A 14,697-nucleotide genomic window follows, 5' to 3' on the forward strand; every position below is an offset into this window, starting at 1 on the left:
AGTTATCCCACCATTCCCATTAAGTATACGACAGTAAAGATAAACACCCAGACTACGTCAATGAAATGCCAATATAGACTCGCAACAAAAAATTTAGGAGCGTTATACAAATTCAAGCCCCTTCCTGCATTACGAACCATAAGAGATATGATCCAAACCAAACCGAAAGCAACGTGTCCTCCATGAAAACCAACTAACGTATAAAACGCGGAGCCGAAGGCACTGCTCGTAAAGGTATGATGGAATTCATGAACATAGTGATTAAATTCATAAATCTCGAGTCCAAGAAAACCAAAACCAAGTGCAACCGTAATCACAAGCCAAGCCTGCATTTGTTTAAAGTGGTTATTTTTCATATGGTACATCGCATACACACTGGTCAATGAACTGGTCAATAACAGCATGGTTGCTACAAAAGTAAGTGGTAATTCGAATAAATCTTTAGCTAGAGCTGCATCACCATTTGGAACTTTGTCCTTCAATGCTAGGTAAGTTGCAAATAGTGAGGCGAATAATACAGTCTCTCCACCAAGAAACAACCAGAAACCTAAATACTTATTTTTACCTTCTAAAGTCGCTTTCTCGGGAGAAGCAGGCCAAGTGGCATCCGTGAATCTTTCATCTGTTTGCATTATGCCTTACCTCCCTTGTCTTTATCGTCCATAAGGTCTGCTTTATGAATATGGTATCCATGATCGTCTTTAACTGAACGGATAAACATTGAACCAAATGTCACCAAAAGTCCTACTATCATTATAGGCAGGGTCCATGTCTTATCATCCATATGGTATAAAGCACCGAATGCGGCGATAAATAAACCTGAAGCAATCGTTAATGGAAGAATGGATGAATTTGGCATATGGATATCCCCAAGTGGTTCTGCAGGAGTCATTTCCTTTTTCCCTTCCATTTTTTCAACCCAGTAAGGATCTAATCCGCGGACTAACGGCAGTTGTTTAAAATTATAAAAAGGCGGTGGTGATGGAATGGCCCATTCCAGCGTACGGCCATCTCCCCAAGGATCATTGCCGACTTTTTCATTCTTCACAGATGTAATGATGATATTGATGACCATAACCAAGACACCAAATGCCATCAAAAAGGCTCCCACAGTACTAATCATATTACCTGTATTAAAGCCTTGATTGTCCAAGAATGTAAATACTCGACGAGGCATCCCCATCAAACCTAAGAAATGTTGAATGAAGAATGTTAAATGGAAACCAATCAAGAACGTCCAAAATGTGATTTGCCCCAATTTTTCGCTTAACATTGTTCCAAACATCTTCGGCCAATAGAAATTGATCCCAGCCAATAAACCTAATACAACCCCACCGACGATTACATAGTGGAAATGAGCAACAACGAAATAACTATCATGGTATTGATAATCAGCAGGTGCAGATGCGAGCATGATACCAGTCACGCCGCCCATTGTAAATGTAGGAATAAAGGCAACTGCATAAAGCATCGGAACCGTGAACTTGACGCTTCCTCCCCACATCGTAAAAATCCAGTTGAATATCTTAATACCTGTCGGTACAGCGATAGCCATGGTCGCCACGGCAAAGATTGCATTTGCGATCGGACCTAGACCAGTGGTAAACATATGGTGCGCCCAAACCATGAAACCTAAGAAACCGATTAAAACGGTTGCAAATACCATCGATGAATAACCAAACAATCTTTTTCTGGAGAAGGTAGCGAAAATTTCAGAAAAAATACCGAACGCCGGAAGAATCAGGATATACACTTCCGGGTGACCGAATATCCAGAATAAATGCTCCCAAATGATCGTATTTCCCCCTGCCGCTACATCAAAGAAATTCGCACCAAACATCCGATCGAACATCATTAACACCAATCCCACGGTAAGCGGAGGAAAAGCGAATAATATCAATGCAGAAACAACGAAAGTTGACCAGGTAAACAGCGGCATACGCATATATGTCATACCAGGCGCACGCATATTAATGATGGTTACAAGGAAATTGATCCCTGCCATTAGTGTTCCAAAACCTGATATTTGTAGTCCTAGGACGTAAAAATCAATGCCATGGCCTTCGGAGTGCAAGGAAAGTGATGCATACGATGTCCAGCCTGCATCTGGAGCCCCCCCTAAAAACCAAGAAAGATTTAAAAAGATTCCCCCAAAGAAAAACAGCCAAAAACCTAATGAGTTCAAAAATGGGAACGCAACATCACGTGCCCCTATCTGTAATGGTACAACCGCATTCATAACAGCAAATACCAATGGCATGGCCGCCAGGAATATCATGGTCGTACCGTGCATGGTCAAAATTTCATTATAAAATCCGGCACTTACGAAGTCATTATTTGGGATTGCAAGCTGGATACGGATAAACATCGCTTCCAAACCGCCGATTACAAAGAATAACCCGCCCGAAATAAGATATAGAATGGCGATTTTCTTATGGTCTACCGTCGTCAGATAATCCCAAATCGTAGCGCCAAATCCTTTTTTATTAGCGTACGTACTCACGATTTAACCTCCTTAATCAATGTTCTATTTGTCTTCCACCTTAAGCTCTAATAGATAAGCTGCCAGTGCATTAATATCCGAATCTGAAAGTTCGCCGTAAGTACCGGTCATCGTATTGCCCGGTTTATACTTCTCAGGATCCTTGATCCATTTTTTCACATTCTCTTCCGTATGATCCAATACGCCAGCTACTTTTTGACGTTCACCGAATGTAGCCAGATTCGGAGCTTGACGTGCAGCCTCAGGCCTGCTGTCATTTGGTGTCACCGCATGGCAGCCTATACAACTTTGATTAAAGACATCTTCACCCTGTTTGGCCAGATCACCTTCAATGACAGGTTCCTTCGCGGCTTTCATATCTTTAGTCCAAGCTTCAAAATCGCTTTTAGACTTCGGTACGACCTTAAAATCCATCAAAGCATGTGAAGGACCGCAAAGTTCAGCACATTTCCCGTAAAACAAGTTGTTCGAATCTTCTGCCTTTTTACTGTCGAATTCTAAGAAAAACTGATTGACTCCTTCTGTATTTGTATCTATCTTTCCTCCGACAGACGGTACCCAGAATGAATGCTTAACATCTGAAGCAGTTAGATTGAAATACACTTTTTGATCTGTTGGCACTACCAAATCCTGACTTGTTACAACGCCAAGGTCTGGATATTCAAACTCCCACCAATAAAGGTTCGCCCTAACATTCACGACAAGTGCATCTTTCGTTTTTCCATCCTTATCTTTCTTGTCCATTGCCTTTGTGTCGGCTAAGTCGAAAGTCGTGACGACAGTTGGAACAGCCAGAACAATTAAAAGAAGGATAGGAATAACAGTCCAGATAATTTCGAGTTTATGACTTCCTTCAATTTGTTTCGGTATTGTTTCGTCACCTTTCTTCCGACGGAAGCGCAGTATAACTACAACGAACAAAATGATTACAACAATAATAACCAGTACCATGATCAGTGTACTCAATATCAGTAAGTCATACTGAGATTGCGCAACATCGCCAGCTGGCTTCAGCGCGGATAGAAATGGTTCGCCGCAGCCCGAAAGGACAAGTCCTACAATACCCAGCAGAGCAATTAGGCGCCATTTGTGCAGCCTTTTTTTCATAGCTTCAGAAACCCCTCTTTCGTCAAAATTTTCTCACAAAAATAAAAATGGGCGCAATTGCGAATATTCTCTCTATGTCAATTTCTAAAAAGAAAGAATCCCTAATCTAAGGAATTATTAAGATGTTGAATGTAACCGCTCTTATGTATGACCTCATTGGCTCCTTTAATATGTATGAATGGCGGTAAATGCATTATTTATGAGTAAGCTGGAGCCTGAAAAAGAACAGGCTGCCAGCTTATTTTAACCAAAACTAGATGAGTGTAACAATAACCATCGCTACAAATAAAATGGTCATATAATTTAAAGAATATACAAACATGGAGGTTGCCCATTTAACATCATCTTTCTTTTTATACCCCTTAATCCCCAAAATAAGCCAACCTGTGCTCAATAAAGCAGCAAGAATAACTAACGGAGTTCCTAATGGAGTTAAAAAGAAAGGAACGAACATTAAACAGACGATCCATAGCATAATCGATCTTTTTGCGGCCTTGAACCCTTTTACGACCGGAAGCATAGGTACTCCAGCTGCCCGATATTCTTCGACACGCCTCATTGCAAGTGCATAAAAATGAGGAGGCTGCCACAAGAACATGATCGCGAACAGGACCCAGGCGATCTTATCAAGGCCCGGGTCGACTGCAGCCCACCCGATAAGTGGAGGGACCGCTCCGGATATACTGCCTATAATCGTATTCGAGACAAATCTACGTTTGAAAACCATAGTGTATAAAACAACATAGGCGAAGACGCCGAATGCACCCAGTATGGCAGTTGTCATATTAGTCAATGCAAGCAAAATCAGCCCTGCAGCAATTAAGCCGAAACTTAACGCCAATACCTTTGAAGGCTGTACTTTCCCAGTCACCGTTGGACGGTTTTTCGTTCTTTCCATTAAATGATCGATATCACGGTCATAATAATTATTGAAACTGCAAGATCCCGCCATTATGAGCGCCGAACCTGCAAGTGTATAAAACACTACATCTAGATTGCTTAAGAAGCTAAGTCCCGAAAAATGAAGAGCTAACCACACGCCGGTAAAAGCTGTAATTATATTTGAATTGACGATCCCCACTTTTATAAGTGCGAGAAAATCCTTCCAAGCTGTTGTTTCAGGTATATCCGATTGAAGGGCGGCTTTACTGTCCTCCATGACAGCTTCTGACAAACCCCTTGTTTCTGACATTTGTTTTCCTCCTTTAAATCATTCAGCACAGACGCAAATGCAAAAAAAATACTTACATATGCTATAGAACATTATTTCATACTTTTTGATATTTGTAACCAAGGAAGCGTAAACAAAAAGTAAATTATTTACCAATGACCGTTGTCAATGGAATCCATCGAGAGCTATCATTCTTAATATCATGCTTAATAACAGTAAAATTTAGTAAAATCATTTCTTCAATATATTAAAACACATTTTTGGAAGCTTTTGTGAAAATTTTTCGGATATTTTTTGACCAATTTGTGTCTCAATAATTTACTGCTCTTGTAAGATGTTCATCAAGAACATGAATAGTATGCTATTATCATCATCCCCTAGGCTCTATCCCTATTTTGCTCCTACTTGAAGGTTTACACTCCCTTTATTTCTATCAAAGTCTTTTGTAACTTTCAACTATTTCAGGCATTTTAATTAATAGTTATAATATTAGCTGAACTTGTAAAATCATTCTATTTTGTGTAATATCGAGGAAGTTCGACAAATATTATGAAAAGTCTTATGCTATTATTAATTTTATGGAACAACCCTAATTTGCTACAGAGAAAAAGGTGGGACTACAAGTGAAATCGTCTCTTAAATGGTTTGCTGTTTTAACAACGATTGTAATGCTTTTCATCTTACTTGGTGGAGCTTTAGTCACGAAGACGGATTCCGGCATGGGATGCGGCAGGTCCTGGCCATTGTGCAATGGCCAATTGATCCCGGATAAAATCACGATTGAATTGGTCATTGAGCTTTCCCATCGACTCGTTTCAGGTGCTGGAGGATTCTTGGTGTTAATTTTATCGTATATGTCTTGGAAAAAAATCGGCCATATCCGTGAAGCACGTTTTTTATCAGTCCTTTCTTTTGGTTTTCTGTTACTACAAGGGTTGATCGGGGCCGCTGCCGTCATTTGGTCACAATCCGATTTCGTCCTTGCCCTTCATTTTGGCATATCGCTCATTTCCTTTGCTGCCGTCTTTTTACTGACACTGTTGATTTTTGAAGTAGACAAGAAGTTCGAAGCCGAAAAACTTATAGTTGACAAACGAATGAAATTCCATATTATTGGCGTATTGATTTTTTGTCTGGTAGTTGTATATACGGGTGCTCTTGTAAGGCATACAGAATCAAGTCTTATCTGTAAGGATTGGCCTTTATGTGTAAACGACAGTCTTGCACTCCCCTCCAACCTTTATGAATGGATTCAGATGGGGCACCGTGCAATGGCAGGCGCTATTTTCATTTGGGTATCATATGTGGCTTATATCGCAACAAAGCATTACAAAAAACAAAAAGTGTTATATGGCGGTTGGATTGCTGCATTCATTCTCGTATTTTTACAGGTTACCGCTGGAGCCTTTATCATTTTCTCAAGGCAAAACTTATATATCGCATTGACTCACGCATTATTCATTGCCTGCTTTTTTGGTGTAATGAGCTATTTGATGCTATTGACATCAAGAAGCAAAAAAAATGCCCTAGCCAAGCAAAAAAGGAACTCCACGCAAACAGTCAAAGGTCAGGATGAACAGGATATAACACCAACGGTACCCGCCCGTTAATATCTGATTGTTCAATCAATAATATAATAGGATAAAACAAAAACCACCATTCCCGGAATGGTGGTTTTTGTTTTATCCTAAAAGAGTTGTTCGATGACCGTACATTGCCTAAAAAGAGGGTATAGAACAGCTTGAAACCTTAAGCATACCCAATATACCCCAAATCATTCAAAAGGTCACAGTCAGCGATATTACTTAGTTATTTCAATCAATAAATCTCCAGTACTGATCGCTTCTCCGTCTTTCACATAAATATCTTTAATGGTCCCGGAGAATGGTGCTTGCACGGTAGTTTCCATTTTCATCGCTTCCGTAATGATCAGGTGATCACCCTGCTTGACCTGATCGCCTTTCTCGACCACTACACGAATAACCGTACCTGGCATTGTCGCACCGAGTTGTTCTTTATTTTTTGGGTCAGCTTTCCATTTTTGATATAACGGAAGATTTAATGTTTTCATCCTTGATGATCACTTCACGTGATTGACCATTCAACTCAAAATACACAACCCGTGTTCCATCAGCCAATGGCTGACCGATTGAAACCAATTTTACGATGAGCGTTTTACCCTTTTCAATTTCAACTTCGATTTCTTCCCCTAACCTCATTCCATATAAGAAAGTAGCGGTATCGAGGTTGGAAACATCTCCAAACAGCTCAATCGTTTTATTGTAGTCCAAGAATACTTTTGGATATAGGGCATATGCAAGCACATCGAAATCAGTGACTGCCCGTCCCAATTCCTTGTATAATTCTTCTTTAAGAGCTGCAAAGTCCACTTCTTCCAATAATTCGCCCGGTCTCACTGTTATAGGTTTCTTCCCTTTCAGGATAACGTCCTGAAGCTCTTTAGGGAATCCCCCAACTGGCTGACCTAGATATCCTTCGAATAACTCTATGACTGAATCAGGGAAATCAATGGATTTGCCTTTTGTCAGAACATCCTCTTCAGACAGGTTATTTTGAACCATGAATAAAGCCATGTCCCCAACAACTTTGGATGAAGGAGTTACTTTAACGATATCGCCGAACATTACATTGACGCGCTGGTACATTTCTTTCACTTCATGCCAGCGGTCTCCCAGCCCCACCGCTTTGGCTTGCTGCTGCAGATTACTATATTGACCGCCCGGCATCTCGTGTTTGTAAACCTCGGTATGAGGTGCATTCATGCCGCTTTCGAAGTCATGATAGAATTTCCTGACCTCTCCCCAGTATTCTCCTAAACGCTCTAGTGAGTCGACTTCCAATTTAGGCTGTCTGCTTGACCCCTCCAATGCATAATGAAGGGTTTGTACACTTGGCTGCGAGGTTAGTCCAGCTAAAGAACCAATCGCCGTATCAACGATATCCACACCAGCTTCGATCGCTTTCGAATACATGTAAATTCCATTTCCGCTTGTATCATGAGTATGCAGATGGATTGGAAGGGATGTAGTTTCTTTCAGTTCCGACACAAGGCGGTAAGCAGCTTCAGGTTTCAAGAGGCCAGCCATATCCTTGATAGCTAAAATATGGGCACCGGCATGTTCTAATTCCACCGCCATATTTTTATAGTAGTCGATATTATACTTGCTGCGTGATGGATCATTCAAATCCCCGGTATAACAAATGGCCGCTTCCGCAATTTTTCCGGATTGACGGACTGCATCAATAGCCAGTTCCATCCCTTTAACCCAGTTTAAACTATCGAAGATACGGAAAACATCTATGCCTGCATCCGCTGATTTCTCTACGAATTCACGAATGACATTATCAGGGTAATTTTTATAACCAACTGCATTCGAAGCCCTTAAAAGCATTTGTAATAGGACATTCGGTGCTTTTTTCCTGAAACTTAACAGCCTGTCCCATGGATCTTCTTTCAAGAAGCGATATGCGACATCGAAAGTTGCCCCGCCCCACATTTCCATTGAAAATAAATCAGGAAGTAGTTTTGCTGTAGGCTCAGCGATATCAAGGATATCTTTCGACCTAATTCTCGTCGCCAGTAAAGATTGATGTGCATCACGGAAAGTCGTATCGGTGATCAATACCTCTTTTTGTTCTTTGATCCAATTGACCAGTCCCTCTGCACCTTGCTGTTCAAGTATATTTTTTGTACCCGAGATAAGCGGCAGGCCACCAACATTCGGAATTGGAGCTGGATCAAAAACAGGTTTTTTCTTTTTCTCGACTCCTGGGAATCCATTCACTGTCACATTTCCGATATATGAAAGCATTTTTGTCCCACGGTCTTTTCTGATTGGGAAGCTAAATAATTCCGGTGTTGAATCAATGAATGATGTATCATATTCCCCATTTATGAATTTTTCATGTTTTACAACATTTTCAAGGAAGGGAATATTTGTTTTAATACCACGAATCCTGAATTCCTTAAGGTTACGAACCATTTTGGAAGCTGCCTGCTCAAATGAAAGCGCATGAGTAGAAAGTTTAACGAGAAGGGAATCATAATATGGTGTGATGACCGCACCTTGGAATCCATTCCCAGCGTCCAGACGAACCCCGAATCCCCCACCGGAACGGTAAACCATCATTTTCCCGGTATCAGGCATGAAATTATTCAATGGGTCCTCAGTCGTCACCCTTGATTGAATCGCATATCCATGGGTCTTAATTCCTGCTTGTTCGGGAATCCCGATCTTTTTGCCATGGAGTTCATGCCCTTCAGCTACCATTATTTGAGATTGAACGATATCAATGCCCGTAATCATTTCAGTAATGGTATGCTCAACCTGCACCCGTGGATTGACTTCAATAAAGTAAAATTCGCCATTGGCGACAAGGAACTCGACCGTACCGGCGTTTACATAATCAATATTTTTTGCCAACTTGACAGCTGCCTCACAAATCCTTTCCCTTAAATCCTCGGAAAGGGAAACGGAAGGTGCCACTTCCACAACTTTTTGATGCCGTCTCTGAACGGAACAGTCACGTTCATATAAATGGACGATATTCCCATGAGTATCAGCTAAAATCTGAACTTCGATATGCTTCGGATTTTGTATGAATCTCTCTACATAGACTTCATCATTACCAAAAGCTGCTTTAGCTTCTGACTTTGCGCGATCATAAGCCTCTTCAACTTCTTCGATTTTTTCGACAATCCGCATTCCGCGTCCGCCACCGCCTAGAGAGGCTTTTATAATAATTGGAAAACCGTATTGTTCACCAAATTCCTTAACTTCTTCAACACTGGTCACCGGTCCATCGCTACCAGGGATAACCGGAATATCAGCCAGTTCAGCTTGTGTTCTGGCTTTTACTTTGTCACCAAACATATCTAGGTGTCTTGATTCTGGTCCGATGAAGATTATGCCTTCTTCCTCACAACGTTTCGCAAATTCAATATTTTCTGAAAGGAAACCATAACCAGGATGAATCGCATCGACTCCGCTCATTTTGGCAATCGCAATTATGCCTTCAATATCCAGGTATGCATCAATCGGCTTTTTTCCTTCCCCAACCAAATATGCCTCATCCGCTTTATATCGGTGATAAGAACCATAATCTTCCTTTGAATAGATTGCAACTGTGTGAATGTCTAATTCCGTACATGCCCGAAAAATCCTTATCGCTATTTCTCCACGATTTGCCGCAAGTACTTTTTCTATACGTTTCCCCATTGCTACCACCCTAATCAATATATATTTTTATTGAATATATAGAAAAAAAGCGTGAAAGATTTCCAACACTTTTTATTCATAATTTTATTTCCCCAATTAAGGAAATCAATCTGATTAAGCTCTTTTTATCACTGATGCAATTATTTTGATATATTTTATATTGTTGTTTTTTACGTACAATAAACACTAAAAAGAGCCATACACCATTAGCAAATGAAAATTAACTATTATAATATATTATCAATTTGATTTAACATTCAATTAATATAACCATAATACTAAAATTAACTGAATACAATAAAAAAATAAAAAATTACATATATTCGTATATAAAAACAAGGAATTAGCTCTGCCTTCCCACTAACAATCCATTGTTGATCAAAGGCATACGACCGGAAAATGCCACATGTTTAATGCTTGATTGAGAAATATGAAATGTGAAGGAGTCCTGTAAACATTACATAGAAAATTTAAAAAACTCAAAATGAACATCTGCGACTTAATTAGTATGTCACTATTAACCAATAGTATAACACTATTGGTTAATTATGTATATAAATAAAAAACTCAAACAATCATCGAGATTTGTTTGAGTTAGTATGTTTTATCTATTATTTTTTTAATGATGCTTCATGCAAAACTGACAATTCCTGTTCAAGGGTTTCCAAAAGCGATTTACCCTCGGTTTCCTCTACCAAACCTAAACGTACGGCAAAATCAATTTCTCGTGATAGGCCGAACATTTGTGTATCAAGTACCTCTTCATATAAAGGACATTGAGGCATAGTGAGATTTTCCATTTGAACTTTTATCAGTTTTAGAATCTTGTCAGCATCTGCTTTTAATAAAGCATAAGCTTTTTCTCGATGATTGACAAGCATATCAGATGCCATGTTAAATCCCCCCGCTCAGAGCGATTATATCTTATCTCTAAATTCTACCTTTAGTTTTGTGAAAAAGCAAGGACATTGACAAACAATTTGCCATTGAGATATCACGATCACCTCTCATATGAATATACCCAGCCATGGAAATTGTTCACCATCGTGAAAATGTGACATTTCAATTATAATTGATTATAATCATTAAAGAGCAACAGAAAGGAATGAGATATTTGGAACCCATCGTATTTATAAATGGAAAAGTGAAATATCCAATTACTCTAGATCCTGGAGTATGGATTTTTGATGACCGTAAAGTTGAAATCGATACATATTTCCACGCTGAAAGAGTCCAAGTGAATGAATTAGAAGAATATACGATTGCCGCCTCCAAACATTGGCAAAAAGAAATACAGGAAGGCGCAACAATGCCACCCACATTAAAAACGGAACGAAAGTTCGAGAAGCAAAGATTGCTGGAAGGGACTTTCGGCATCCCTTTTGAACCTTTTTTTAAAAATGCCGAACCTGAAAATGGAGTAACTGAAGTCATCGTTACAACCAATGATGAGGAGCTTACATTCCCGTTGGAAACGGCACTTGAATTTTTCCTGGGCTTTTCCAAGGATGGAAAGCCGCTTAAAATATCCGAGGGCGGCCCTATGGAAATTTATTTCGGAGACGCTTCCAACATCAATGATCCGATAAAAAATGTACGGTCTTTCACTGTCAAATAAGACTTAGTCCATTCTCACCAAAAACTTTAGAGCAATCGGCAAGGGATATCCCTTGCCGATCGCATTATAAAAGCGTAGCCGCTAGTTGGGCCAATCCAGATCTTTCCCCTTTTATCAATTTAACATGGCCGGCAATACGCTCGGTCTTGAATTTTTCCACCACATAGGTCAAACCATTATTATATTCATCTAAATAAGGATGATCTATTTGTTCCGGATCTCCCATTAATACAATTTTGCTCCGCTCCCCGACTCTCGTCAAGATGGTCTTGACCTCATGTTTTGTTAAGTTCTGCGCTTCATCGATTATGATGAATTGATCCGGGATGCTCCTTCCCCTGATATAGGTGAGGGCTTCCACTTCAATCGAACTCATGCCTGCTAAAATGGCATCCAATTCCCCAGGTTTTTTCGTATTGAACAAAAATTGGAGATTATCGAAAATAGGCTGCATCCAGGGTCTTAATTTTTCTTCTTTTTCCCCTGGCAGATAACCAATATCTTTACCAACCGGAACAATGGGCCTGGCAACCAGAAGTTTCTTATATTGTGACAAATCTTCAGTTTGCATCAATCCTGTTGCCAATGCCAATAAAGTCTTACCTGTCCCTGCCTTACCAATGAGCGTCACAAGCTGGATATCCGAACGAAGCAACAAATCAAGGGCCATCGTCTGTTGGACATTTCTCGGTTTAATTCCCCAAATATGTTCCCCTTCATACATCAATTTCTTAACGAATCTGCAGTTCTCATCCACTATCCCAATCGCAGAAGCTGAACTGCCCAGCGTATCCTTCATCAACAGGAATTGATTTGGATAATATAAATCTTTTGTCAGTTCTTCCAGTGCCAGAAAACTTTTTTCATAAAACTTATTCAGATTATCAATCGATACAAACACTTCTTTGTGCCCAGCGTAAATATGGTCCAGTTCTACGACACGATCATTTAAAAAGTCCTCTGCCTCAAGACCGATGGCATCAGCTTTAACCCTCACGAGAGTATCTTTGCTAACCAAAATGACCGTTTTTCCATCTTCCTTCGTCTCTTCTTCCAAAGATAAATTTTTCGCGACTGCCAATATCCTGTTATCATTCGTTTTCTCCACAAAAATTTCCTGAAGCTTATGAAATGAACGGTGGTTGAGTTCAATCCTTATGCTGCCTCCATTATGAAGCGGAATGCTCTGATGAAGCTTCCCTTTTTCTCGAAAGCTATCGATCAATTTCGATACTTGCCTGGCATTCCTTCCAATTTCATCCATATATCTTTTTTTCGAATCCAATTCTTCTAATACGACTGCTGGAATGACAACTTCATTATCTTCGAATGAATAAATCGAATACGGATCCTGCAACAGGACATTCGTATCTAAAACATAGATTTTTTTCCCCAATATAACGCCTCCTGCCTGCTCTTTAGGATATGCCTTACCATTTACTACACTCAGCAGTTATGTAGCGGACGAGACTGTTGATAAAATATATGTTCCTTTGCATAAAGATAGAAGAACATTTACAGACTATAAAGAAAACTTCCAGCAAAGAATGCAATCCCCAACATTGATTACACCATGTTTCGCTGCATTTTATACTTATATGCATCAGACTTGGTCAGTGATGGACGGGCTGGAACCAAAGAAGAACATTAAGGAGGTTTTACATTGCAAAAAATCTTATTGTCTCTCGCTGCTGTTTTGTTGATGACAGGTTGCTCAATGGATAATAAAAATGAAGTGTCTGAAAATAATGCGAAAAACAATTTAACGAAAGTCAATAATTCGACCATTAAAGAAGCAGACAGAAATACAGGTCAGCAAACAGCGGAAAGACTCACCGGTTTGGCTAAATCCATTCCGGAGGTGAACGATGCCACTGCAGTCGTACTTGGCAAATATGCCATCGTCGGAATAGATATTGACCAAGATATTGAGCGTTCACAGGTTGGAACGATAAAGTACTCAGTTGGAGAAACTTTAAAACATGATCCTGATGGTGCAAATGCCATCATCGTCGCTGACCCAGATTTAAATGAGCGGATCAGGGAGGTAGCCAAAGATATTAAAGATGGCAAACCGGTAACTGGGATACTAAATGAACTGGCTGACATCACTAGTAGAGTCATCCCGGAGGTTCCTGGTGATATTTTAACTCCAACGCCATCAAAGAACATCGATAATGAAAAAAATAAACTTGATGATAAAACGGAAAGAAAAGAACTCGATAAAGAGCAAAATGATCAATCCAATCACTTTAAAGAATGAATTTTCCTGACCCGAAGTGAATCTTCGGGTTTTTGTCTTTCCCCTCCATGAACCAGGTAACTTTAACCTTCAAATGTTAGTTTCACTTTATCCTCGTTTTACCATAAAAATATTGGTATACTTAAAAGCATATTCAAATTGAAGTGAGGTTCAACTAATATGAAGGTTAAATGTGTAATATGCGATCAAATTGAATCTATACCTGACGATAGCCCAGAAGCAAAGAAACTTCGCAACCGTCCTATACATACCTATATGTGCAATACATGCAATCAACGCATAGAAGAGCGTACGAACGAGCGGCTTGCAACCGGAAACTTCCGTCTTTACCGGACGATCAAAAATGAAGATGAATGGTAAGATATTTTATAAAGTTTCCCTGATTGGTCTCATCAATGGAATTCTGCTTGGAGTGATTATGAAGTGGGTCGAAATGTTTTCCGGTAAACAAGTGTATAAGCTTTTATTGAATGTGGATTTCCTTCCTGTAATCGGAGATGTTTCCTGGAGTGAGGCATCATTGTTCTTTTTCCACCTCCTTTTCTCACTGGCAATTACGTTTAGTTACGTTTTTATTCTTCATCCTTTGAAAGTTTTCAGGAAATGGAACAAATACGCACTTGCTTTTATCACGATCATTCCCACCATCATGCTTTACTTCCCACTATCGGCGCTGTCGAAAACAGAAGTTGTCCTTCCTTCTGATTGGACAGCTTTCTTTTTGTGGACAATCTTACATCTTTTTTACGGACTTTCCCTCCCTAAAGCAATATAAAAAAGAACCGTGCATACTGA

11 protein-coding genes and 1 pseudogene are annotated in these 14,697 nt (G+C 39.8%); 5 read left to right on the plus strand and 7 right to left on the minus strand.

Annotated elements, in window-relative coordinates; translation table 11 throughout:
* Window positions 1–2: 2 nt before the first annotated feature.
* From QFZ73_RS03555 to cyoE, 4 genes are all read right to left on the minus strand, one after another.
* A complete protein-coding gene (locus QFZ73_RS03555) occupies window positions 3–632 on the minus strand; it encodes a cytochrome (ubi)quinol oxidase subunit III (RefSeq protein WP_034313980.1) in 630 nt (209 codons plus the stop codon).
* Window positions 632–2,503 (minus strand): cytochrome c oxidase subunit I, encoded by a 1,872-nt coding sequence (gene ctaD, locus QFZ73_RS03560; protein ID WP_251427665.1) that lies wholly within the window; start codon window positions 2,501–2,503, stop codon window positions 632–634. The genes QFZ73_RS03555 and ctaD overlap by 1 nt, the downstream gene beginning before the upstream one ends.
* Before the next feature lie 24 nt (window positions 2,504–2,527).
* Window positions 2,528–3,610, minus strand: a complete 1,083-nt coding sequence (gene coxB, locus QFZ73_RS03565) for a cytochrome c oxidase subunit II (RefSeq protein ID WP_251427663.1) — start codon at window positions 3,608–3,610, stop codon at window positions 2,528–2,530.
* A gap of 253 nt (window positions 3,611–3,863) precedes the next feature.
* Window positions 3,864–4,802, minus strand: coding sequence for a heme o synthase (gene cyoE, locus QFZ73_RS03570; RefSeq protein WP_251427660.1), 939 nt, complete (start codon window positions 4,800–4,802; stop codon window positions 3,864–3,866).
* Window positions 4,803–5,404: 602 nt separating this feature from the next.
* Here cyoE and QFZ73_RS03575 point away from each other — a divergent pair.
* A complete protein-coding gene (locus tag QFZ73_RS03575; RefSeq protein WP_307263036.1) occupies window positions 5,405–6,391 on the plus strand; it encodes a COX15/CtaA family protein in 987 nt (328 codons plus the stop codon).
* 191 nt (window positions 6,392–6,582) lie between these two features.
* Here the strand turns inward: QFZ73_RS03575 and pyc are convergent.
* Both pyc and QFZ73_RS03585 read right to left on the minus strand, forming a co-directional pair.
* Window positions 6,583–10,021, minus strand: a pseudogene (gene pyc, locus QFZ73_RS03580) (pyruvate carboxylase).
* A 611-nt stretch (window positions 10,022–10,632) separates the two neighbouring features.
* Window positions 10,633–10,914: an Fpa/YlaN family protein gene (locus QFZ73_RS03585; protein WP_034313996.1), complete on the minus strand. Its 282-nt coding sequence runs from the start codon at window positions 10,912–10,914 to the stop codon at window positions 10,633–10,635.
* Between the two features lie 221 nt (window positions 10,915–11,135).
* Between QFZ73_RS03585 and QFZ73_RS03590 the strand changes: the two genes are divergently transcribed.
* A complete protein-coding gene (locus QFZ73_RS03590) occupies window positions 11,136–11,639 on the plus strand; it encodes a peptidyl-prolyl cis-trans isomerase (protein ID WP_307263041.1) in 504 nt (167 codons plus the stop codon).
* 64 nt (window positions 11,640–11,703) lie between these two features.
* Here the strand turns inward: QFZ73_RS03590 and QFZ73_RS03595 are convergent, their stop codons facing one another.
* Entirely contained in the window at window positions 11,704–13,035 is a 1,332-nt protein-coding gene (locus QFZ73_RS03595) for a PhoH family protein (RefSeq protein WP_063231968.1), read from the minus strand.
* Window positions 13,036–13,302: 267 nt separating this feature from the next.
* On the opposite strand from QFZ73_RS03595, the gene QFZ73_RS03600 reads away from it, so the two are divergent.
* From QFZ73_RS03600 to QFZ73_RS03610, 3 genes are all read left to right on the plus strand, one after another.
* Window positions 13,303–13,902, plus strand: a complete 600-nt coding sequence (locus QFZ73_RS03600; RefSeq protein WP_307263050.1) for a YhcN/YlaJ family sporulation lipoprotein — start codon at window positions 13,303–13,305, stop codon at window positions 13,900–13,902.
* 159 nt (window positions 13,903–14,061) lie between these two features.
* Window positions 14,062–14,262: a YlaI family protein gene (locus tag QFZ73_RS03605; RefSeq protein WP_251427645.1), complete on the plus strand. Its 201-nt coding sequence runs from the start codon at window positions 14,062–14,064 to the stop codon at window positions 14,260–14,262.
* The gene (locus QFZ73_RS03610) at window positions 14,246–14,677 is read left to right on the plus strand and encodes a hypothetical protein (RefSeq protein WP_307263056.1); all 432 of its coding nucleotides are present in this window, start codon (window positions 14,246–14,248) and stop codon (window positions 14,675–14,677) included. Before QFZ73_RS03605 ends, QFZ73_RS03610 begins: the two co-directional genes overlap by 17 nt.
* Window positions 14,678–14,697: the final 20 nt, after the last annotated feature.

The organism is Peribacillus sp. V2I11 (genome assembly GCF_030817135.1).
GTDB lineage: Bacteria > Bacillota > Bacilli > Bacillales > DSM-1321 > Peribacillus > Peribacillus simplex.

What these genes read in the sequence shown, in the direction of transcription:
- QFZ73_RS03605 (WP_251427645.1), top strand. Translation starts at nt 14,062, where the DNA reads ATGAAGGTTAAATGTGTAATATGCGATCAAATTGAATCTATACCTGAC.
- QFZ73_RS03585 (WP_034313996.1), bottom strand. Translation starts at nt 10,914, where the DNA reads ATGGCATCTGATATGCTTGTCAATCATCGAGAAAAAGCTTATGCTTTA.
- QFZ73_RS03555 (WP_034313980.1), bottom strand. Translation starts at nt 632, where the DNA reads ATGCAAACAGATGAAAGATTCACGGATGCCACTTGGCCTGCTTCTCCC.
- coxB (WP_251427663.1), bottom strand. Translation starts at nt 3,610, where the DNA reads ATGAAAAAAAGGCTGCACAAATGGCGCCTAATTGCTCTGCTGGGTATT.
- cyoE (WP_251427660.1), bottom strand. Translation starts at nt 4,802, where the DNA reads ATGTCAGAAACAAGGGGTTTGTCAGAAGCTGTCATGGAGGACAGTAAA.
- QFZ73_RS03610 (WP_307263056.1), top strand. Translation starts at nt 14,246, where the DNA reads ATGAAGATGAATGGTAAGATATTTTATAAAGTTTCCCTGATTGGTCTC.